Origin of the sequence: Streptomyces sp. f51, from assembly GCF_037940415.1 — a bacterium.
In the GTDB taxonomy this organism is placed as follows: domain Bacteria; phylum Actinomycetota; class Actinomycetes; order Streptomycetales; family Streptomycetaceae; genus Streptomyces.
The window spans coordinates 5010866-5032613 of the sequence record NZ_CP149798.1; the positions used below are offsets into that span (position 1 = coordinate 5010866).

The window sequence follows — 21748 nt, forward strand, 5'->3', positions numbered from 1 at the left end:
CGGCCGGGCGAGGGAGGGACCGGCCCGACATCACGTACGGGCGGTCAGTTCCGGTCTCGCCCCGTGGCTGAACCGGACAACTTCGAAACGGTGACGTTTGTGCCCGGTCCGCGTCCGGGAATGCCGCCCCGTACGGGCAGGGGGCCGTGGCGCGGTTCGCGGCGTGGGATCGCGCGGCCGTACATCATGGGGGTGCCGGAGTGTCTGCACAGGTGACCTCCCCGATCCCCGAACCGCCGTTCCCCTTCCGGCAGTTCATCGTCAAGATGCACGGCCGCTGTAACCTCGCCTGCCGCTACTGCTACCTCTACGAGGGTCCCGACCGCACCTGGCGCACCCGCCCCGCCGCCGCCCCGCCCGGCGTCCTGGCACGGACCGCGCGCAGGATCGGCGAACACGCCGCCGCCCACGGCCTGACGGAGCTGTCCCTGGTCCTGCACGGCGGCGAACCCCTGCTGGCCGGCGTGGACACCCTCGCCCGGTTCACCGGCCTCGTCCGCGACCGGGTCCCGCACGGCTGCACCGTGCACGCCACCGTCCAGACCAACGCCACCCTGCTCACCGAACGGCGGCTCGACGTCCTCGCCCGGCACTCCGTCCGCGTCGGCATCAGCCTGGACGGCGGCCTCGCCGAGCACAACACGCTGCGCACCGACCACGCCGGCCGTCCGTCCTGGCCCGCCGCCGCGCGCGGCGCCCGGCTGATCGCCGAACGCCACCCGGAGGCGTACGCCGGGATCCTCACCGTCGTCGACCCCACCACCGACCCGGTCGAGCTGTACGAGTCCCTGCTCGCGCTCCGGCCGCCCGCGCTGGACCTGCTGCTCCCGCACGGCAACTGGTCCGCGCCCCCACCGCACCGGCAGGGACCGGGAACGCCCTACGGAGACTGGCTGTGCGCCGTCTTCGACCGCTGGTGGCGGGCCGGGCGACGCGAGACGCGCGTGCGGCTCTTCGAGGAGTGCCTCGCGCTGCTCCTCGGGCTCCCCGCCGCCACCGAGTCCCTCGGCCTCACGCCCTTCGACGCCCTCGTCGTGGAGACGGACGGCTCCATCGAGCAGGTCGACTCCCTCAAGTCCTGCTACGAGGGAGCGGCCAGGACCGGCCTCGACGTCTTCCGGCACCGTTTCGACGAGGCGCTGCGCCACCCCGGCGTCGCGGCACGGCAGGCGGGCGCCGCCTCGCTGGCCGCGCGCTGCCGGGCCTGCCCGCTGCTCCACGTCTGCGGCGGCGGACACTACGCGCATCGATACCGGGCCGGACACGGCTTCACCAACCCCTCCGTGTACTGCGCCGACCTCCAGCGCCTCATCCACCACGTCGCCCGCGCGCTGGCCGGGGCCGCCGCCCCCGCCGCCGCCCAAGGAGGCGTCCCGTGATCCCGCCGGCGGTCCCGGAGCGGGCCCTGACCGAACTCGGCCGCACCGAAGGCGGCCCCGAGACGCTCCGGCTCCTCGTCCGCGACCAGCACACCCGACGGCTGCTCCTGCTCCGTGCGGTCCTCGACGCGGCCGAGTCGGCCGGACCCGGCCTCTGCCCCGTCGCCGTCCTGGCCCGGCTCCGCGAGGACTGGGCCCTGCTGGAGGAGGCCGAACGGCTGGAGCGGTACGGACCCGCCGGCCCCCCGTCGGGGTCCGGGGCGGACGCGCCCCGCGGGAACCCGCCTCCGCCGTCCGCCGTGCGAACGCTGCTCCTCCACCCGTTCATCGGCCCCTGGGCCGGGGAAGCCCTGCGCGCGCTCGGCCCGGGAGCGGGCCCCGCCTCCGGCCGGGACCCCCGTGAACCGGCCCGCGCGCTCGCGTACGTCGGAAGGCTCGCCGCCGTCGCCGCCGCCCGCGCCGGGGTGTCCTACGCGGTGCGGCTGACCGCCCACGACGGCGTGCTGGCACTGCCCTCGCTCGGCGCGCTGCACACCGGCGACGGCCGGGGGGACACGGAGGTGGCCGTCGTGCACCGGCACGGTCGGCTGACACTGCGCCGGTCCGGCGAGACCGACGTGGTCGTCCGGCTCCAGAACGGGGCCGGAGCCTGGTCGGAGGCGGCGGCCTGGACGCCCGCCTACGCGCTGCCCGGTCTCGTGCCGGGCTCCGCCGCCGTACCGCTGGACGACCTCGACCCGTACCGGACCGCCCGCGGCGGAGCCCGCCCTGACACCCTGAGCGGCCCGGCCGTCCTCGACGACGCCGACCGCAAGCACTGGCTGCACACCTGGTCGGGCACCGCGGCGGCGCTCGGTCTCGGCGGCGAACGGCGACTCGCGGAAGCGGTGACCCTGCTGCACTGCCTGGTCCCGCTGGCCGCCCCGCCCGGCTCGGGCCCCGACGGAGCCGGCGGCAGTTGCAGCGGCACCCGGCGCGAGGCCTTCGGCGCGGTCCTCAGCAGCGCGCCCGCGACAGCGACCACCTTCGCGGCCACCCTCGTCCACGAGATCCAGCACACCAAACTCGCCGCGCTCGGCGCCATGGTGACGCTCCATCACGCAAGCCCCGAAGCACGCCACTTCGCGCCCTGGCGTCCCGATCCACGCCCCTACGACGGCCTGTTGCAGGGCGCCTACTCCCACCTCGCGCTGGCGGACTACTTCCAGCGCGCCGCCCTCGCCACCACCCTGCCCGCCCAGCGGGACGCCGCCTGGGCGCAGCACGCCCGCTACCAGGCGCAGGTCGGGGCCGCGCTGCCGGCCCTCGTCGGATCGGGTGATCTCACCGTGCGGGGACGCCGGTTCGTCGACCGCATGGTCGAGGTGTACGAACGGCTCGCCGAGCAGCCGCCGCCCCGGGGACACGCGGCACGCGCGACGGCGTACGTCCAGGCCGCCCGAACGCTGTGGTCCCGCCGCCACGCACCGGCCGAATGAACCACGCACGCCGAGGGGGGCGCGCCACGGGCCGATCGAGTCGAACCGTGCCCGCCGAACGCGCCCCGCGCGCCCGTCGAACGCGCCACACCTCGTCGCGATTGAGCCATCCTCGCCGAAAGCCGTGGGTTCCCGGACGCGGGACCGTCGGTGCGCCAAGATCGTCGCTGAACACGTTGGTGGAGGGAACCGTGGAGCAAGCGACTGGTGTGCGTCGGCGCCCTATCGCCGACCCTCGCGGCGGTTCTAAAATCACGCGCGGGGAGGCCGCTGCATGTCTGGAGCTCGTACGCCGGTCGGGCCAGCCGAGAGGGGGCCCGCGAAGCAGACCGTCACCATCAGCTTCGCCGGTTTCAACCGGGCCTGGGCGGCCTGGATCGGGGACCGTCTGGAACGGCGCGGACACCGGGTCGTGTACCAGCGCTGGGACTCCCCGGCCGAGGTGCCCCTCGTGGACCTGCTGCGCGACCTGACCCTCGCCAAGGGCCGCATCCTGATCGTCGTCAGCGAGTGGTACTTCCAGCTCGGCCCGCGCACCCACGAGGAGTGGAACGCCGCGCTGCGCGAGGTCGTCGCCCCCGACCCCTCCCGCTTCGCCGCCGTCTCCGTCACCAACAGCACGGTGCCGACGGCCACCACCGTGCTCGGCGCGGTCGACCTGAACAACATGGGCGCCGACGAGGCCGAGCGCCGCGTCCTCGAGCGCCTCGATCTGCCCGCCGAACCCCTCCCCGAATCCGTCGAGGGCGCCAGGCGCGGTCCCCGCTTCCCGGCCGCCATGCCCGAGGTCTGGGGCGGAGTGCCACGCCGCAACACCCGCTTCACCGGCCGTGAGCCGCTCCTGAACGACGCCTACCACCTGCTCCAGGGCGCCGAGGCCGGCGCGGGCGTGGTCACCCTGCACGGCATGTCCGGCGTCGGCAAGACGCAGCTCGCCGCCGAGTACGTGTACCGCTTCGGCTCCGAGTACGACGTGGTGTGGTGGGTCAACGCCGAGAAACGCGTCACCTACCGGCGCCGACTGGCCGAACTGGCACCGCAGTTGGGCCTCAGCACCGGCGCCGAGTACGGCGAACGGCTGCGCGCCGTACGCGACTCGCTGCGCCGGGGCGACCCGTACTCCCGCTGGCTGCTGATCCTGGACGGCGCGGACGAGCCCGACCAGATCTACGACCTCGTCCCCACCGGGCCCGGCCACGTCCTGATCACCTCGCGCAACCCCGAGTGGAGCGAGCACAACAGCAAGCTGCTGGAGGTGCCGGTCTACGCGCGCGACGAGTCCGTCGCGTTCATCCGCCGCCGCGCGCCCCGCCTGACCGAACCCGAGGCGGACCAACTCGCCGAGGCACTGGAGGACTTGCCCCTCCTGCTGGACCAGACGGCCGGCTGGCTCAACGACTCGGACCTCTCCGTCCAGGAGTACATCGCCCTGCTGGACGGCGGCATCGACCAGGACGTCGTCAAGATCTCCGCCGACTTCCCGGTCGCCTTCCAGACCGCCTGGTCGATACTGCTGAACAAACTCCGCGACACCGTCCCGGAGTCCGTCGACCTGCTCCGCCTGTGCACCTTCTTCGCGCCCGGCTTCATCCCCGTACGCCTGCTGAAGGACATGCCGCACGACCAGCTGCCGGAACAGATCGCGGGCCTGCTCAACGACCCGCTGCTGTGGAACAGGGCCATCAACCAGCTCCGCCAGTACTCCGTCGTCCGCCTGGAGTCCCACGAGGCGGCCGGCGACGAGGCCGCGTCCTCCGGCGAGTCCCTGTACCTGCACCGCATGGTCCACCAGATCGTCCACAAGGACATGCCCGACGAGGACCGCCGCGAGTTCATCGACGTGGTCCGGCGCGCCCTGGCCGCCGCGGACCCGCGCAGGCCCACCGACACCCGGCTGTGGAGCGGCTACGCGGAGATCGTGCCCCACCTCAAGTACGCGGACGTCCTTCAGAGCAAGGACCCGGCGGTGCAGGGCCTCGTCTTCAACTGCCTTCGCTACATGTACCTCTCGGGCGAGTACGTGGCCGGCATCAAGCTGGGCGAACGCGCCATGGCGGCCTGGCGGGTCCTGCTCGGCGAGAACCACCCACGGATCTGGGAACTGACCCACCACTACGCCAACCTGCTGCGCGTGGTCGGCGACTACCGGCGCACCGAGGCCATCGAACGTGCCGCCGTCGAGCACCTGCGCGAGGAACGCGGCTCCCAGGACCTGGAGCACCTGCGCGCCGCCACCGGCCTCGCCGCCGACCTGCGCGGCCTCGCCCGCTACGACGAGGCGCTGGAGATCTCCCAGTGGATCTTCCTGGCCTACCGGGACCTCCTGGGCGACGCCGACTCCCGTACCCTCGGCGCGCAGAACAACCTGGCCGTGTCGCTGCGCCTGCTCGGCCGTTTCGAAGAGGCCCTGGACATCGACCGGCGCACCATGGAGTCGCGCCGACAACTGCTGCGCGGCCGCCACCTGTGGACCCTCTCCTCCCAGATCCACTACGCGACCGACCTGCGCTACCTCGGGCGCTACACCGAGGCCGAGTCCATCCAGACGGAGAGCGTGCGCGAACACCGCATCGTCATGGGGGCCGACAACCCGCAGACCCTGGACGCCGAACACAACCTGGCCCTGTGCCAGTACCGCGGCGGCGACCGCCGGGCCGCGGGCGCGCTGTTCGCCCGCGTCCTGGAGCGCTGCGAACGCGTGCTGGGCGAGACCCATCCGCAGACCCTGCGGTTCGCCGCCAACACGAGCTGCTTCGTGCGCGAGCACGGCGACATCGACCAGGCGCGGGAGATCGGCGAGTCCGTCGTCGCCCGCTACGAGGTCATGCTCGCCGAGGGCCACCCCTACATCGCCGGTGTCCGCGCCAACCACGCCCTGGTCCTGCGGAGCGTCGGCGAACGCGATCACGCCCACGCCGCCATCGACGAGGCACTCGCCGACATGACCGCCGCGGTCGGCGAGAACCACCCCTGGACACTCGGCTGCGCCATCAACGCCGCCGCCCTGCGCAACCTCATCGGCGACCCCGAGTCGGCCGCGGCGCTCACCCAGGACACGGTGGTCCGTGCCACCGAGGCCCTCGGCCGCACCCACCCGCTGACCCTCTCGGCCCGGATCGCCCTCGCTGCCGATCTGCGCGGACTGCGGGACCGCCAGCAGGCGGAGAAGGTCGAACAGGCCGCCCTCGACGACCTGGCCGCCACCCTGGGCCCCCAGCACGTCCACACCATCTCCGCCCGCTCCCGCAACCGGCCCTTCTGGGACTTCGAACCGCAGGAGACCTGAGGTCCGGGCCCCGGACCGCGCACGACGAAGAGGCCCGGCCCCGAGTCCAGTGGACTCGGGGCCGGGCCTCTTGCTGCTGTCCTGCCGGAGGCCTAGGCCTCGAACACCTCACGCACCAGCTGCTCCTGCTCCGCCTGGTGCCGCTTCGCGGAACCGACGGCGGGGGAGGAGGAGTGCGGACGCGAGATACGGCGCAGGCGCTCGGCACCCGGGACGTCCGCGCCGACCGCCAGGTCCAGGTGGTCGATCAGGTTGAGCGCGATGAACGGCCACGCACCCTGGTTCGCCGGCTCCTCCTGGGCCCACAGGTACTTCTCGGCATTCGGATACTTGGCGATCTCCGCCTGGAGCTCGGCACCCGGGAGCGGGTACAGACGCTCGATACGGATGATCGCCGTGTCCGTGGAGCCGCGCTTCTTCCGCTCGGCCTCCAGGTCGTAGTACAGCTTGCCGGCGCAGAAGACGACCTTGCGCACGGCGGACGCCTCGACCGAGTCGTCACCGATGACCGGGCGGAACTGGCCCGAGGTGAACTCCTCCGCCTTCGAGGCCGCGGCCTTCAGGCGCAGCATCGACTTCGGGGTGAAGACGACCAGCGGCTTGTGGTGCGGGTTGTGCACCTGCCACCGCAGGAGGTGGAAGTAGTTCGACGGGAGCGTCGGCTGGGCGACCGTCATGTTGTTCTGGGCGCACAGCTGGAGGAAGCGCTCGATCCGGGCCGAGGAGTGGTCCGGGCCCTGGCCCTCGTAACCGTGCGGCAGCAGCAGGGTGACGCCGGACGTCTGGCCCCACTTCTGCTCCGCCGCCGAGATGTACTCGTCGACGATCGTCTGCGCGCCGTTGACGAAGTCGCCGAACTGCGCCTCCCACAGCACCAGCGCGTCCGGGCGGGCCAGCGAGTAGCCGTACTCGAAGCCCATGACCGCGTACTCGGAGAGCAGCGAGTCGTAGACGTTCAGACGGGCCTGCTCGTCCGAGAGGTACTGGAGCGGGGTGTAGTCCTCGCCGTTGACCCGGTCGATCAGCACCGCGTGGCGCTGGCCGAAGGTGCCGCGGCGCGAGTCCTGGCCGGACAGCCGGACCGGCGTGCCCTCCAGGAGCAGCGAACCGATGGCGAGGGTCTCGCCCATGCCCCAGTCGATCGTGCCGTCCTCGATCATCGCCGCGCGGCGCTGGAGCTGCGGGAGCAGCCGCGGGTGCACGGTGACGTTGTCGGGGATGTTGACCTGGGACTCGGCGATCCGCTTCACGATCTCCTGGGAGACCGCGGTGGACACGGCGACCGGGAACTCGGCCTGCACGTCCGGGACATGGGCCTCGGGCGCCTGCGCGACGGCCTCGCGGACCTCGGTGAAGACCTTCTCCAGCTGCCCCTGGAAGTCCTGGAGCGCCTGCTCGGCCTCTTCGAGGGTGATGTCGCCGCGACCGATGAGGGACTCGGTGTAGAGCTTGCGCACCGAGCGCTTCTTGTCGATCAGGTCGTACATCAGCGGCTGCGTGAACGCCGGGTTGTCGGACTCGTTGTGCCCGCGGCGGCGGTAGCAGATGAGGTCGATCACGACGTCCTTGTTGAACGCCTGACGGAACTCGAAGGCCAGCCGCGCGACGCGGACGACGGCCTCGGGGTCGTCGCCGTTCACGTGGAAGATCGGCGCCTCGATCATGCGGGCCACGTCGGTGGCGTACATGGAGGAGCGCGACGACTCCGGGGCGGCGGTGAAGCCGACCTGGTTGTTGATGACGATGTGGACCGTGCCGCCCGTGCGGTAGCCGCGCAGCTGCGACATGTTGAGCGTCTCGGCGACCACACCCTGGCCGGCGAAGGCCGCGTCACCGTGCAGGGCGACGGGCAGGACGGTGAAGTCCGTGCCGCCCTTGTTGATGATGTCCTGCTTGGCGCGGACGATGCCCTCGATGACCGGGTCGACCGTCTCCAGGTGGGACGGGTTGGCGGCCAGCGAGACCCTGATCTGCTCGCCGTCCAGGCCGGTGAAGGTGCCCTGGGCGCCCAGGTGGTACTTCACGTCGCCGGAGCCGTGCATCGACTTCGGGTCGAGGTTGCCCTCGAACTCGCGGAAGATCTGCGCGTACGACTTGCCGACGATGTTGGCGAGGACGTTCAGGCGGCCGCGGTGGGCCATGCCGATGACGACCTCGTCCAGGCGGGACTCCGCGGCGCTGTCGATGACGGCGTCCAGGAGCGGGATGACCGACTCGCCGCCCTCAAGGGAGAAGCGCTTCTGGCCGACGTACTTCGTCTGGAGGAAGGTCTCGAAGGCCTCGGCGGAGTTCAGGCGGCGCAGGATGCGCAGCTGCTCCTCGCGCTCCGGCTTGGAGTGCGGGCGCTCGATGCGGTCCTGGATCCACTTGCGCTGCTTCGGGTCCTGGATGTGCATGAACTCGATGCCGGTGGTGCGGCAGTACGAGTCGCGCAGCACACCGAGGATGTCGCGCAGCTTCATCAGGGACTTGCCGGAGAAGCCGCCGACCGCGAACTCGCGCTCCAGGTCCCACAGGGTGAGGCCGTGCTCGGTGATGTCCAGGTCGGGGTGCTTGCGCTGCTTGTACTCCAGCGGGTCGGTGTCGGCCATGACGTGGCCGCGGACCCGGTAGGAGTGGATCAGCTCGAAGACGCGGGCGGCCTTGGTGACGTCGTCGTCGTGGCTGGCGTCGATGTCCTTGAGCCAGCGGACCGGCTCGTAGGGGATCCGCAGCGACTCGAAGATCTCGTCGTAGAAGCCGGTCTCGCCGAGCAGGTAGTTCGCGACGATGCGCAGGAACTCGCCGGAGGCGGCGCCCTGGATGACCCGGTGGTCGTAGGTCGACGTGAGCGTCATGACCTTCGCGATGCCGAGCTTGTTCAGGGTGTCCTGGGAGGTGCCCTGGAACTCCGCCGGGTAGTCCATCGAGCCGACGCCCATGATGACCGACTGTCCGGGCATCAGACGCGGGACCGAGTGGACGGTGCCGAGGCCGCCGGGGTTGGTCAGGGAGACCGTGACACCGGTGAAGTCGTCCATCGTCAGCTTGCCGTCACGGGCGCGGCGGACGATGTCCTCGTAGGCCTGCCAGAACTCGAAGAAGTTCAGCGTCTCGGCCCTCTTGATGCCCGCGACGACCAGCTGGCGGTCGCCGTTGGGCTTCACCAGGTCGATGGCGAGGCCGAAGTTGACGTGCGCGGGCTTGACGAGGGTGGGCTTCCCGTCCTTCTCCGCGTAGTGCCAGTTCATCGACGGCATGGCCTTGATGGCCTGCACCATCGCGTACCCGATGAGGTGGGTGAAGGAGATCTTCCCGCCCCGGGCGCGCTTCAGGTGGTTGTTGATGACGATGCGGTTGTCGAAGAGCAGCTTCACCGGGACCGCGCGCACGGACGTGGCCGTGGGCAGTTCCAGGGAGGCGTTCATGTTCTTCGCGACGGCACCGGCGGGACCGCGCAGGGTCACGTACTCGGGGCCCTCGGGCGCCTCGGCGGCCGGAGCGGCCTTCGGCTTCGCGGCGGCCGGAGCGGCAGCGGCGGGAGCCGGGGCGGCGGCAGCGGGCTTCGGAGCCGCGGGAGCGGCGGCCGGAGCGGGCGCGGGCGCGGCCGGGGCCTGGGGAGGAGCCTGGCGCGCCGCGGGCGGCACGGGAGCGGCCTGCGTGGCCGGGGTGGTGGTCCCTGCGGCCCCCGCGGCCGCAGTACCCGCCGGAGCCTGGGCGGCGGGCGCCCCGGGCTTGTAATCGGCGAAGAAGTCCCACCAGGCTCGGTCTACGGAATTCGGGTCCTGGAGGTACTGCTGATAGATCTCGTCGACGAGCCACTCGTTGGCACCGAAGGCGGCCGCGGGGTTCTTCCCGGCGGCTTGGTCATCGGTCGAGATACTCGAGTTACTGGGGGACTGTGGCGACACGGCGCTAACCGCCCTCTTCCGCTTCGCAAGGTGATGGACAGCGGGAATAAAGGCTACGCCTCCCTGGCCGAGAAGGTCAGGCCGGGCCCGTCCAACGTCGCGTAAGTCACATCGGAATCCGTGTTTCGCCCATGGAAATGGCGGGAAACAAGCGAGGTTCCACTTCGGAACGGGTACGTCGACCCGGGGTCGCGGCAACCCTCACGCGGCCCTGTGCCTGATCACACGTGTACGCCGGCGGCGACAGTGGTGGATCTTGCGGCTCCGGTTCGAACTTTACGTCAACTTGGCAGGGAAGGGAGGCCCGGAAGGATGACCTGGATCCGGCAGCCCCGCTGAGATTCGGCCACACCGATCCGTCCGCCGTGCAGATCCACCGCCCAGCGGGCGATCGCGAGGCCGAGACCGGTACCGCCGTCGCTGCCCGGACCGTGCGGCGCGGGGACCCCGCCGCGGTTGAACCGCTCGAACACGCGGTGCCACTCCGACTTCGGGATCCCGGGGCCCTCGTCCAGGACCTCCAGGGCCAGCGACTCGGGAAGGTCGCCCCGTCGCGCCCGTACCGTCACCCGGCCGTGCGGCGGGCTGTGCTTGACCGCGTTGTCGATGAGATTCGCCACGACCTGGTGGATCCGCTCCGGGTCCGCGTGCGCGGTCAGCTCCGGCGGGGACACGTCGAGGTGCAGATGGACGTCCGTACGGGTGTGGCCGCCGCCGGAGCCCGACGCGAGGTCCGCGCGTGCCGAGGCGACCATGTTGGCCTCCTTCAGCACTCCGGACAGATACGGCCACACCTCGAAGCGCCGCCTGCGCAGCGGTACGACGCCGTTGTCCAGCCGGGACAGGTCCAGCAGCGTCTCCACCAGCCGCCCGAGGCGCTCCGTCTGCTTCAGCGCGGTGCGCATCGTCTCGGGGTCGGCCTCCGAGACACCGTCCACGACGTTCTCCAGAACGGCGCGCAGCCCCGCGATCGGGGTGCGCAGCTCGTGCGAGACATTCGCCACGAGCTCCTTGCGCTGCCGGTCCTGGGCCTCCAGCTCGTCGGCCATGAGGTTGATCGTCTGGGCCAGGTCGCCCAGCTCGTCCCGCCGGTCGTCCCGCACCCGCCGGGTGTAGTCGCCGTGCCAGATCGAGCGGGCCACCGCGTTCATCTCGTCCAGCGGCGCGGTCAGCGAGTGCGCCACGAACTGCGTGATCAGCAGCGTGGCGATCATCGAGAAGACCGTGATGAAACGGAGCTCCGTCTTGGTGTGCACCGCGATCATCGAAAGACCGGTCGTGATGAGCACGGAGATGACGACCAGCGCGCCCAGCTTGGTCTTGATCGAGAAGGGGCGCACCTCGCCCCAGGAACCCGAGCTCCTGCGCTCCACGGGCACGCGCTCGCCGAGCCCGCGTCCCCGCTCTCCGAGTCCGCTCATCACATCAGCCCCTCACGGGTCCCGGTCGCCCGGGTCCCGACGTCTCCTGCCCAGGCCCGGCTCAGGGAGTCGGGGTCTCCAGCGCGTAGCCGACGCCGTGCACCGTGCGGATCCGCTCGGCACCGATCTTGCGGCGCAGCGCCTTGATGTGGCTGTCGACGGTCCGGGTACCGGAGGCGTCGGCCCAGTCCCACACCTCGGCGAGCAGCTGCTCGCGCGAGAGTACGGCACGCGGGGTGTTCGCGAGGCAGACGAGCAGGTCGAACTCGGTCGGCGTGAGGTGGACGTCCTCGCTGCGGACCCGCACGCGGCGCTGCGCGTGGTCGACCTCCAGCTCGCCGAGCCGCAGGATGCCGCTGCGCGGGGTGGAGGCAGCGACGACGGCGCGCTCGACCCTGCGGAGCAGGACGTGCACCCGGGCGGCCAGCTCGCGCATCGAGAACGGCTTGGTCATGTAGTCGTCGGCGCCGACCCCGAGCCCGACCAGCATGTCGGTCTCGTCGTCGCGCGCGGTGAGCATCAGCACCGGCACCGGACGGGCGGCCTGCACACGGCGGCAGACCTCCAGACCGTCGAAGCCGGGCAGCATGATGTCGAGGATCAGCAGATCGGGCTGCCATGCCTCGGCGGTGTCGACGGCGGCAGGGCCGTCACCCGCGGTTTGCACGAGGAACCCCTCGGCTCGCAGACGGGCCGCGATGGCGTCGACGATCGTGGGGTCGTCCTCGACGACCAGGACACGGCGCTGAGCGCCGGGGGTCGCCGCCGTGCCGTTCTGGGAGGTGTGTGTCTGCTCCATCGCCCGCCCCTGAAGTGTGCTTTCCGGAATCCGTGGGGTGATCCCATGACTGCGCTTGACGCTTGAATGATCCGCGTCAGGCAAGCAGGGTACGGGCAGTGGGTGCGGCTCGGCTATCCAGGCCTCACCGCGAGATGCACCACGTCGGGAACGCCCCGGGCAACGGGGACCACTTCGGTACGGACCCGTTGGAATCCGGCATTCCGCAAGGTTCCTTCAAATTCCGGAGAGGGCTCGGCCGACCACACGGCGAGAACGCCGCCGGGCCTCAACGCCCTTGCGCAGCTTGCCAGTCCGGACGTCCCGTACAGGCCCGCGTTGCCGTCGGTGACCGTCCAGCCGGGTCCGTTGTCGATGTCGAGGCACAGGGCGTCGAACGTGTCGGAGATCTCATTGACGTAGTCGACGAGATCCCTCTCGACGATCTCCGTACGCGGGTCGGCGAGCGCCCCGGCCGAGAGCGGCGCCAGGGGGCCGCCCCGGTGCCAGTCGATGATCGCTCGTTCGCGCTCGACAACCGTGATGCGTCCCCAGCGGTGATCGGCCGCCGCGTGCGCCAGCGAGAACCCGACGCCGAGCCCGCCGATCAGCACGCTCGGCTCCGGGCGCCCGTCCAGGGCGTCGTACGCCGCGTCCACGAGCAGCCGCTCGGAACGCCCGTCGGAGGTGTCCATCAGGAAGCACCCGTTGGCGATGATCTGGAGCAGGGCGCCGTGGCGCCGCAGCACGACCTCGCCGTACGGGCCCTGGCGGCGGTCGATGACCTCGGGAGTGTCGTACGCGGCAGTCATGGCCGCCATCCTGGCATTTTCACCTGTACGGGTCGCGGGAATTGCGGGGTGCGGCGGCGCCGGCCGGTTCGGCGGCCTCCGGGGTGAGAGCGGAGCCTCCCGGGTTGACGCGGAGGCGGCTCCGGCGTCCCGGCCCGTTTGTTGAGGACTTCCTGAGAATCCTCGCGTGCGTGGCGCCGGTCATAGACAGCGACGGGAGGGGACGCGAAGGGTGGAGGGTGACGGAAGGAGCGCCGTGGATCCGAGCACAACCGACCGGACCGGCACACTCCCCGGCGACGTCTCCCCATCCCTCGGTGAAATCTCCCCATCCCTTGTCGATGCCTCCCCATCTATAGGAGGGGCTTCGGCGGGTGCCGACGTTTCGGCGGGTGCCGACGGGGAAGCCGCATCTCCTGACATGGCCCACCCGTCACCGCCGAACCAGCTTTCCGCGATGCCCCAGCAGCGCTACGGGTCCACGACGCCGGCGGTGCCCGTCACCGGACCGGTGGACCCTCCCGGGCCGGCGGTCACGGGCGCCGTGCCGCGTTCGCCGGAACCGGCGGGCACGAGCGCCGTGCCGCGTTCCCCGGAACCGGCGGGCACCAGCGACGGCCTGTCCGCGGGGCGGCGGGTCCTGCGGCTCGTGCCCAGCCCGCGGGGTACGCCCTTCGCCTTCGGGTACGCGGCCGTCCTCGCCGTCACCTCCTACCTGGCCGACCACGCGCACCCCGCGTTCGTCCGCGCCCTGCACCAGGCGTCCAGCACGGACGTCGCCCACCTCGTGCGGCACCCCGTCCTCGTCCTGCTCGCCAGCGCGCTGTGGATCGTCGGCGGGATCGCCTCGCCGTACGCGGCCGGCTTCCTGCTCGTGCTGACCGCGCTGGAGCGCCGTACCGGCGCCGCGTGCGCGGCCGGCGTCTTCCTGCTCGGGCACGTGGTGGCCACGCTCGTCACCGAACTGCCGGTCGGGGCCGCGGTGCTCACGGGCGTCCTGCCGGTCGGCGACACGCACCGGCTCGACTACGGCATCAGCTTCGGCGTCGCCGCGAGCGTCGGCTCGCTCGCGGGACTCCTCTCTCCCTGGGTGCGCTGGCCGCTGCTGATCGGCTTCGGGTCGGTCCTCACCCAGGACCTGATCCTCCTCACCGACCCCGTGACGGACACGGGCCACCTCGTCGCGCTGGCGATCGGCGTCGCGACCTGGCCGTTCGTACGGCGACGGCACCGGCGGCACCCGGCGGCACCGGCCGCCCGCCCGTGAGGCGCGGCCACGCCGACCGGACGGCCGCCTTCCCGGCCGGGGCCTCCGGGCCGAGCCAGGACCGACGGACAAGAACCGCCCCGGTTGACCCGTCCGAGTGGCGGCAGCAGCACCCCGCCGGGGCATGGCCGCACACACCGGGGGCGCCGCGCACGGCAGGGCCATCGCGCACGGCAGGGCCCGCAGACGGCGGGGCCGCACGCCGTGCGGCGGCGGGGCCGCACGCCGTGCGACCGCACCCGGCGTGGCCCGCCTGATCCACCCGGGTGGGGCCGGTCGCCCGACCGGCCCCCAGGGGAGTTGCCGCACGCCGTGCGACTGCACGTGGCACGACCGCACCAGGCGCCACGCGCGCGTGATCTCCCCGGGGACCGGTCGCCCGACCGGCCCCGGGGGACAGCGCCCGGGGGACAGCGCCCGGGGGACAGCGCCCGGGGGACAGCGCCCGGGGGACAGCGCCCGGGGGACAGCGCCCGACCGGCCCCGGGGTACAGCGTCCGCGGCGGAGGCCGTCCCCGGTGAGGCTCTAGCGGGTCGGCGAACCGTTCTGGGCGTCGGCCGCGGACTGCCAGGCCTGGAGGCCGGCCATGGAGGCCTCCTTGGCCCGCCGCCAGTGCAGGGCCGCCTGCTGGGACGGGGGCATGTCCATGGCCCGGACCATGCGTCGGCCCGCGGCGAGCAGGGCGCCGGCCGCGATGACCATGCCGGTGCACGCCACCACGGTGCCGGCCACGGTGAGCACGGCACCGGCCGTCACGAGCCGGGTGTCGATGTCGATCTTGCGCTGGGCGAGGTGATGGTTCATGTCCCCACCATCCGAGCCCGAAGCCCACCCCGCATCCCGGGCACTCCTCTCGCGCGTCCCGGCAGCGGATGCGCGGCGGCTCTTGATCGCCGCCGAGGCCCGCTGCTTGGGTGGCCCGCATGACAGAACTCGGACCCGTCACCTGGCCGCCCGCCCCGATCAGGACCGAGAGGCTCGTGCTCCGCGCGCCCGAGGCCCGGGACCGGCCGGCGTTCGTCGACCTGCTCGCCTCACCGGAGGTGCACACCTACCTCGGCGGCCCCCGCCCGCGTGAGGAACTCGAACGCGAGACGCCCGAGGTGCCCGAGGGGTGGCCCGGGAGTTTCGCCGTCGAGCGCGACGGCGTCGTGATCGGTCAGATCCTGCTCAGGAGAGCACCCGCACACGGTCGCCCGGCCGCCGCGGGCAAGGTCGATCTCGGCTACCTGTTCCTGCCGCGGGCGTGGGGACACGGATACGCGGCCGAGGCGTGCGCGGCGGCACTCGACTGGCTCGACACCGTCCTCCCCGGCGAGCCCGTGGTGCTCCACACCCAGACCGCCAACGCCGGCTCCATGCGCCTCGCGGCCAAGCTGGGGTTCACCGAGGCGGAGCGGTTCCGGGCCTGGGACGCCGAGCAGTGGCTCGGCCTGCGGACGCGTCCCTGAGCCGCAATCCCGGGAGCGGGAAAGCGATCGCTCAGAGCGAACAGGTCCCGGGGAACATTGCGGAGCCCCCGTGCATTGAGTCGACATAGCTCAACTTGAATGCCGAAGGGGAGATCATGGCTTCGACGTCCGCATCACTCACTCTGCCCGTGCTGCCGCTCGACGACGAGGTCGTGCTGCCCGGCATGGTGGTTCCGCTGGACCTGAACGACACCGATGTGCGCGCCGCGGTGGAGGCCGCTCAGGCCGCCGCCCGTTCAACGCCCGGAAAGCCTCAGGTACTCCTGGTGCCACGCATCGACGGGACCTACGCGAGCACCGGCGTGCTCGGCACCGTCGAGCAGGTCGGCCGGCTGGCCGACGGCGACCCGGGCGCGCTGATCCGGGGACGCGGGCGCGTGAAGGTGGGCGCGGGGACGACCGGTCCCGGCGCCGCCCTGTGGGTCGAGGGCACCCGGGTCGAGGAGACCGTGCCCGACCCGCTGCCCGGCCGGGTCACCGACCTGGTGAAGGAGTACAAGGCCCTGGCCACCAGCTGGCTGCGCAAGCGCGCCGCCTGGCAGGTGGTGGACAGGGTGCAGCAGATCGACGACGTCTCCGCCCTTGCCGACAATTCCGGTTACTCACCTTTCCTCAGCGTGGAGCAGAAGGTCGAACTGCTGGAGACGGCCGACCCGGTGGCCCGGCTCAAGCTCGCCACCGAGCAGCTCCGCGAACACCTCGCCGAGCAGGACGTCGCCGAGTCCATCGCCAAGGACGTCCAGGAGGGCGTCGACAAGCAGCAGCGCGAGTTCCTCCTGCGCCGCCAGCTCGAAGCCGTACGCAAGGAGCTGCGCGACCTCAAGGGAGAGGACGGCGAGGACGAGTCCGACGACTACCGCGCCCGCGTGGAGGCCGCCGACCTCCCGGAGAACGTCCGCGAGGCGGCTCTCAAGGAGGTCGAGAAGCTGGAGCGGTCCAGTGACCAGTCGCCCGAGGGCAGCTGGATCCGGACCTGGCTCGACACCGTCCTGGAACTGCCGTGGAACGAACGGACCGAGGACGCGTACGACATCCGGGGCGCCCAGGCCGTGCTCGACGCCGAGCACGCCGGTCTGGAGGACGTGAAGGAGCGCATCACCGAGTACCTGGCCGTGCGCAAGCGGCGCTCGGACCGGGGACTGGGAGTCGTCGGCGGGCGGCGCGGCGGTGCCGTGCTCGCGCTCGTCGGCCCGCCCGGCGTCGGCAAGACCTCGCTCGGCGAGTCCGTCGCGCACGCCATGGGCCGCAAGTTCGTCCGCGTCGCCCTCGGCGGCGTCCGGGACGAGGCCGAGATCCGCGGACACCGCCGTACGTACGTCGGCGCGCTGCCCGGCCGGATCGTGCGCGCCATCAAGGAGGCCGGGTCGATGAACCCGGTGGTCCTGCTCGACGAGATCGACAAGGTCGGCTCCGACTTCCGGGGCGACCCGGCGGCGGCGCTGCTCGAAGTCCTCGACCCGGCGCAGAACCACACCTTCCGCGATCACTACCTGGAGGTCGAACTCGACCTGTCCGACGTGGTGTTCCTCGCCACGGCCAACGTCCTCGAAGCCATCCCGGAGGCCCTGCTCGACCGTATGGAGCTGGTCCGCCTCGACGGCTACACCGAGGACGAGAAGGTCGTCATCGCCCGGGACCACCTGCTGCCGCGCCAGCTGGAGCGAGCCGGTCTGGAGAAGGACGAGGTCGTCCTCGACGAGAGCGCGCTGCGCAGACTCGCCGGGGAGTACACCCGGGAAGCGGGCGTACGGAACCTGGAGCGGGGCATCGCCCGGCTGCTCCGCAAGGTCGCGGCCCAGCACGAACTGGGCGAGCGGAAGCTGCCGTTCACGGTGACGGACGCCGACCTGCGCGGACTCATCGGGCGCCCGCACCACGTGCCCGAGTCCGCCCAGGACCCCGCCGAGCGGCGCACGGCGGTGCCCGGAGTCGCCACGGGCCTCGCGGTCACCGGCGCGGGCGGGGACGTCCTGTACGTGGAGGCGTCGCTGGCCGACCCGGAGACGGGCGCGGCCGGTCTGACCCTCACCGGTCAACTCGGGGACGTGATGAAGGAGTCGGCACAGATCGCGCTCTCCTTCCTGCGCTCGCACGGCGCGGAGCTCGAACTCCCCGTCGGCGATCTGAAGGACCGGGGCGCGCACATCCACTTCCCGGCGGGCGCGGTCCCCAAGGACGGCCCGAGCGCGGGCGTCACGATGACGACCGCCCTGGCGTCGCTGCTGTCCGGGCGGCTGGTCCGCACCGATGTGGCCATGACCGGTGAGGTGTCGCTGACCGGCCGGGTCCTGCCGATCGGCGGGGTGAAGCAGAAGCTGCTCGCCGCGCACCGGGCGGGTGTCACGACGGTGATCATCCCCAAGCGCAACGAGGCCGATCTGGACGACGTACCGGCCGAGGTCCTGGAGAAGCTCGACGTCCACGCCGTCACGGACGTCCGCCAGGTCCTGGAGCTGGCTCTGGCGCCGGCGACGAACGGCGCCGTGCCGGAGGTTCCGGTAGCGGCGTGACGGACGCTGCCGGAAGGGAGGGCCCGGGTCCCGTGAGGGAGACCCGGGCCCTCGCCGTGCCTGCCGCCTGCCGCCTTCGCCGTGCCTGCCCGCAGGCGTGGTGCCGTACGCCGGGTGCCTGCGCCGTGCCCGGGGGTGGCCGTCTGCGCGAGGCCGCGTTCCGGTCGTACGGCGGCGGTGCGCCTCAGCCGTTGGCGAGTGCCTGGACGCGGTCCAGGGCGCCGTTGAACTTGTCGTGGTCACCGACCGTCGGGCCGGACGACGTGTACTGCCACATCGTGTAGTAGCCCCAGCCCGCCGGGAGCGTCCCCGGATCGGAGGCGTAGCGCGCGATCCACAAGGGGTTGGAGGCGGCGAAGCCGGAGTAGTCGCCGGTGCACTGGGTCCACCAGCTCGCGGCCGTGTAGATCACCGCGTCGCGGCCGGTACGGGCCTTGTACTGGGTCAGGAAGCTGCTGATCCAGCTGACCATCGCGCTCTGCGTCTTGCCGTAGCAGGCGGCACCGTACGGGTTCCACTCGATGTCGAGGGTGCCGGGCAGCGTCCTGCCGTCGCCCGACCAGCCGCCGCCGTGGTCCACGAAGTAGTTGGCCTGGGTGGCACCGGTCGTGGTGTCCGGGGTCGCGAAGTGGTACGCCCCGCGGATCATGCCGACGCCGTAGGCGCCGTTGTACTGCTGGGCGAAGTACGGGTTCGTGTAGTACGTCCCCTCGGTCGCCTTGGTGTAGGCCCACCTGACGCCGCTGCTCCACAGCGTGGACCAGGCGACGTTGCCCTGGTAGCCGGCGACGTCCACGCCCTCCGTCTGGGTGGCGTCACCGGTGGACGGCGTACCGCCCTGGCCGTCGTGGGCGACGACCCCCATGCCCATCCGGGCGGACCCGCGTGCGGGGATGTCGGCGGCGGAGGAGGGGAGGGTGGTCAGGAGGGAGAAGGCGGCGAGCAGGGTTCCGGCCGCGAGCAGGCGCAGGCGGCGGGCCGTTCCGGATCTGTGCACGGGCATGTGCGTGCCTCCGAAGGGCGATGGAGCTCCGTGAGCCCGGGGAGCCCGTGGAGCTCGGTGGGGGGAGAGCGCGGGCACGCGTGCCGTGTTGGGGGATCAGGCCGTCCTCGACCTGGGGTGGCGTGCGCATGCCGGCGGATAAGTGTCCGATAAAGAAGCTACGCACGTAGACCACGACGTGGGAAGAGGGGCCGGAGTCTGCCGTTGGTCTACGCCTGCGAAATACTGGCGGAGCTGCGGCAACGGCGAGTTCCGGCAGAAACTTTCAGGATCGGGAAACCGGGTCAGGGGTGCTGACGTGCACGAGGGCGGAAGAGACGGCGGACGTCCGGTCGAATCCGGAGTGTCGGGAAATGGTGTGGACCGGCCCGCCGTGCCCGCCGGCGGGGAGCGCGAGTTCCTCTCCCTGGAACGCGAGTTGACGGTCTTCCTGCGGCGAGCCCGGGCCAGCCAGGGGGAGATGGCCCGCGAGGTCCATCCCGACCTGGAGTCCGCCGCGTACGGACTCCTCGTGCGCCTGGAGGAGTGCGGCCGCCAGCGCGCCACCGAACTCGCCGCCTACATCGGCGTCGGCAAGGCCACGATGTCCCGGCAGCTGCGTGCCCTGGAGGAGCTGGGGCTGGTCGCGCGCGAACCCGATCCCGCCGACGGCCGCGCCTGGCTCGTCCATCTCACCGACGAGGGCCGGGGCCGTGTCTCCAGCGTCCGTGAGGCCCGCCGGGCCCGGTACGTGCGCCAACTCGCCCACTGGGACCAGAACGAGGTCGCTGAACTGGCCCGCCTGCTGAACCAGCTGAACCGAGGCATGGAGAAGTAGCCCTGCCGGGCCGTGATGCGGGAAGGTCCCGCCGGGCCGGGATGCGTGAAGGCACCACCCGGCCGCGACGGGGGAACGTCCCGTCCGGCCACGCAGCGCGAATGCCCCGTCCGGCCACGTAGCGCGAATGCCCCGCCCGGCCACGAAGCGCGAATGCCCCGTCCGACGGGGTTCGGGAACGCCCGATCCGGCCGTGATGCGGGGACGCGCCGTCGGGCCGTGAGGGGGGAACGCGCCGTCGGGCCGTGATGGGGGAACGCCCCGCCCGGCCGTCGCGTGCGGAAGCCTCGCGTCCGGCCACGCAGCGCGAATGCCCCGCCCGGCCGCGATTCGGGAACGCCCGATCCGGCCGTGATGCGGGGACGCCCCGCCGGGCCGTGAGGGGGGAACGCCCCGCCCGGCCGTCGCGTGCGGAAGCCTCGCGCCCGGCCGAGGGAGCGCGGTGCCTCCGCCCGGCCGAGGGAGCGAGACGGGCTCCACGCGGCCGCGGTCCGCCCCCCTCTCTCGGCTCCCGCGGCCCCGCCGCCCTTCACAGCTCCGCGAACACCACCGTCGCGTCGTCGTGCGCCTTGCCCCGGCGGGACCCCGGCCGGTCCCGCGCGTCGAGGCGCTCCAGGTGCCGTACGCGCTCGACGAGCGAGGCGGCACCCTCGTCGCGCACGAGGGCGAACAGCCGGCTCCAGTCGCCCACGTGGAACCTCTCCACCCAGCGGGCCGCGCCGTCCGTGAGGGCCGTCAGGGCGCGGACCGAGGCCCGGGGGAGCGTGCCCGTCACCGCGCGCGCGGCCACCGACGGGTCCGCGGCCGCCGTGAAGAAACCGCCCTCCTTGTTGCGGACGGTCGCGTCGGCGATCGCGTCCGAGGCGAGAGAGGCGCGCGGGACCAGGGAGAGACGGTCGTCCAGCAGGGCGGTGACCTCGCCGGAGGGCGACTCCACCAGCAGCGCCGAGTCCGAGAGGACCAGGTACTCGACCCGGGAGGCGGACCACCGCGCGAGGACCACGGTTGCCTGGGGTGTGCGCGGGTGAGAAAGGTCACAGGTGCCGGCGTGGGCGTCGGCGACGCGCCGGATCGCCCGCGAGAGAACCTCCGCCAACGGCAAATCCCGCTGCGAAACGGACAGTTCGGTCAGTGCCCCGCCGAGCCGCGCGGAGAACCAGGGGACGGTGTGCCGGCAGCCGTAGTCGCCCCGGGGCGGGGTCACCCCGTCCAGCACGACCAGTGAACCGCCCTGTCCTGAAGCGGGAAGCCCGACCGATGCGAAGTCCTCATTGGGGCGGTCCGGGTCGCCGGGCTCCGACACGAGTTCAGTGCGCATTCCGCCAGTCTGCACGAGCCCTTCACAGGGGCACCCGGACACCGCCGGAGGATGCCCGACGTGCGGTCCAGCGCCTCGGGCGGCCGGTTTGGCATGGAATGATCGACTCCGGCAAAACGTGGCGGCGAATACTGCCAAAGCCCGTCGCGGACGTCCAACCGGCCCGCCGTGCGGGCCCGTCACGGGCGCCGTGGAGACTTGCCCGCCAACTCCCCTCCGATGTTCACTCCTTCGGGTGGCGGGTCAGATGATGCGGGACCACTGCCCACCGGCACTGGGAGGGTCGGGAGCCGTACCGGGCGTACGCCGCGATTGACGGGACGTCACCCGGGCCCCA

14 protein-coding genes are annotated in these 21748 nt (G+C 72.2%); 7 read left to right on the forward strand and 7 right to left on the reverse strand.

Annotation, left to right across the window (positions count from 1 at the left end):
• The first annotated feature begins 200 nt into the window (after positions 1-200).
• The 3 genes from WJM95_RS21995 (at position 201) to fxsT (ending at position 6143) form a co-directional block, all read left to right on the forward strand.
• The gene (locus WJM95_RS21995) at positions 201-1379 is read left to right on the forward strand and encodes an FxsB family cyclophane-forming radical SAM/SPASM peptide maturase (RefSeq protein ID WP_339131441.1); all 1179 of its coding nucleotides are present in this window, start codon (positions 201-203) and stop codon (positions 1377-1379) included.
• On the forward strand, positions 1379-2857 hold the full coding sequence (locus WJM95_RS22000) for an HEXXH motif-containing putative peptide modification protein (protein WP_339135758.1): 1479 nt from the start codon (positions 1379-1381) through the stop codon (positions 2855-2857). The genes WJM95_RS21995 and WJM95_RS22000 overlap by 1 nt, the downstream gene beginning before the upstream one ends.
• 274 nt (positions 2858-3131) lie before the next feature.
• A complete protein-coding gene (fxsT, locus tag WJM95_RS22005) occupies positions 3132-6143 on the forward strand; it encodes an FxSxx-COOH system tetratricopeptide repeat protein (RefSeq protein WP_339131442.1) in 3012 nt (1003 codons plus the stop codon).
• Positions 6144-6235: 92 nt separating this feature from the next.
• On the opposite strand, the gene WJM95_RS22010 is transcribed toward fxsT, so the two are convergent.
• From WJM95_RS22010 to WJM95_RS22025, 4 genes are all read right to left on the reverse strand, one after another.
• Positions 6236-10033, reverse strand: coding sequence for a multifunctional oxoglutarate decarboxylase/oxoglutarate dehydrogenase thiamine pyrophosphate-binding subunit/dihydrolipoyllysine-residue succinyltransferase subunit (locus WJM95_RS22010; protein ID WP_339131443.1), 3798 nt, complete (start codon positions 10031-10033; stop codon positions 6236-6238).
• 281 nt (positions 10034-10314) lie between these two features.
• Complete coding sequence (locus WJM95_RS22015; protein ID WP_339131444.1) at positions 10315-11454, reverse strand: HAMP domain-containing sensor histidine kinase; 1140 nt, start codon at positions 11452-11454, stop codon at positions 10315-10317.
• Between the two features lie 61 nt (positions 11455-11515).
• Positions 11516-12253 (reverse strand): response regulator transcription factor, encoded by a 738-nt coding sequence (locus tag WJM95_RS22020; RefSeq protein WP_339131445.1) that lies wholly within the window; start codon positions 12251-12253, stop codon positions 11516-11518.
• A gap of 113 nt (positions 12254-12366) precedes the next feature.
• A complete protein-coding gene (locus WJM95_RS22025) occupies positions 12367-13044 on the reverse strand; it encodes a spermidine synthase (protein WP_339135760.1) in 678 nt (225 codons plus the stop codon).
• Positions 13045-13480: 436 nt separating this feature from the next.
• Between WJM95_RS22025 and WJM95_RS22030 the strand changes: the two genes are divergently transcribed.
• Entirely contained in the window at positions 13481-14290 is an 810-nt protein-coding gene (locus WJM95_RS22030; RefSeq protein ID WP_339131446.1) for a rhomboid-like protein, read from the forward strand.
• A 526-nt stretch (positions 14291-14816) separates the two neighbouring features.
• Here WJM95_RS22030 and WJM95_RS22035 read toward each other — a convergent pair.
• Positions 14817-15095 (reverse strand): hypothetical protein, encoded by a 279-nt coding sequence (locus tag WJM95_RS22035; RefSeq protein WP_339131447.1) that lies wholly within the window; start codon positions 15093-15095, stop codon positions 14817-14819.
• 119 nt (positions 15096-15214) lie between these two features.
• On the opposite strand from WJM95_RS22035, the gene WJM95_RS22040 reads away from it, so the two are divergent.
• Positions 15215-15742, forward strand: coding sequence for a GNAT family N-acetyltransferase (locus WJM95_RS22040; RefSeq protein WP_339131448.1), 528 nt, complete (start codon positions 15215-15217; stop codon positions 15740-15742).
• A gap of 116 nt (positions 15743-15858) precedes the next feature.
• A complete protein-coding gene (lon, locus tag WJM95_RS22045) occupies positions 15859-18273 on the forward strand; it encodes an endopeptidase La (protein WP_339131449.1) in 2415 nt (804 codons plus the stop codon).
• 184 nt (positions 18274-18457) lie between these two features.
• Here lon and WJM95_RS22050 read toward each other — a convergent pair whose 3' ends face one another.
• Positions 18458-19276, reverse strand: coding sequence for a lysozyme (locus WJM95_RS22050; RefSeq protein ID WP_339131450.1), 819 nt, complete (start codon positions 19274-19276; stop codon positions 18458-18460).
• A gap of 298 nt (positions 19277-19574) precedes the next feature.
• Here WJM95_RS22050 and WJM95_RS22055 point away from each other — a divergent pair, with 298 nt between their 5' ends.
• Entirely contained in the window at positions 19575-20093 is a 519-nt protein-coding gene (locus WJM95_RS22055; RefSeq protein WP_339131451.1) for a MarR family transcriptional regulator, read from the forward strand.
• Positions 20094-20622: 529 nt separating this feature from the next.
• On the opposite strand, the gene WJM95_RS22060 is transcribed toward WJM95_RS22055, so the two are convergent.
• Positions 20623-21411 (reverse strand): protein phosphatase 2C domain-containing protein, encoded by a 789-nt coding sequence (locus WJM95_RS22060; protein ID WP_339131452.1) that lies wholly within the window; start codon positions 21409-21411, stop codon positions 20623-20625.
• Between the last annotated feature and the right edge of the window lie 337 nt (positions 21412-21748).

Excerpts from the sequence above, each read along its gene's own strand:
- fxsT (WP_339131442.1), top strand. The coding sequence starts at position 3,132 with ATGTCTGGAGCTCGTACGCCGGTCGGGCCAGCCGAGAGGGGGCCCGCG.
- WJM95_RS22015 (WP_339131444.1), bottom strand. The coding sequence starts at position 11,454 with ATGAGCGGACTCGGAGAGCGGGGACGCGGGCTCGGCGAGCGCGTGCCC.
- WJM95_RS22020 (WP_339131445.1), bottom strand. The coding sequence starts at position 12,253 with ATGGAGCAGACACACACCTCCCAGAACGGCACGGCGGCGACCCCCGGC.
- WJM95_RS22025 (WP_339135760.1), bottom strand. The coding sequence starts at position 13,044 with ATGACTGCCGCGTACGACACTCCCGAGGTCATCGACCGCCGCCAGGGC.
- WJM95_RS22030 (WP_339131446.1), top strand. The coding sequence starts at position 13,481 with ATGCCCCAGCAGCGCTACGGGTCCACGACGCCGGCGGTGCCCGTCACC.
- WJM95_RS22035 (WP_339131447.1), bottom strand. The coding sequence starts at position 15,095 with ATGAACCATCACCTCGCCCAGCGCAAGATCGACATCGACACCCGGCTC.
- WJM95_RS22040 (WP_339131448.1), top strand. The coding sequence starts at position 15,215 with ATGACAGAACTCGGACCCGTCACCTGGCCGCCCGCCCCGATCAGGACC.
- lon (WP_339131449.1), top strand. The coding sequence starts at position 15,859 with ATGGCTTCGACGTCCGCATCACTCACTCTGCCCGTGCTGCCGCTCGAC.
- WJM95_RS22050 (WP_339131450.1), bottom strand. The coding sequence starts at position 19,276 with ATGCCCGTGCACAGATCCGGAACGGCCCGCCGCCTGCGCCTGCTCGCG.
- WJM95_RS22060 (WP_339131452.1), bottom strand. The coding sequence starts at position 21,411 with ATGCGCACTGAACTCGTGTCGGAGCCCGGCGACCCGGACCGCCCCAAT.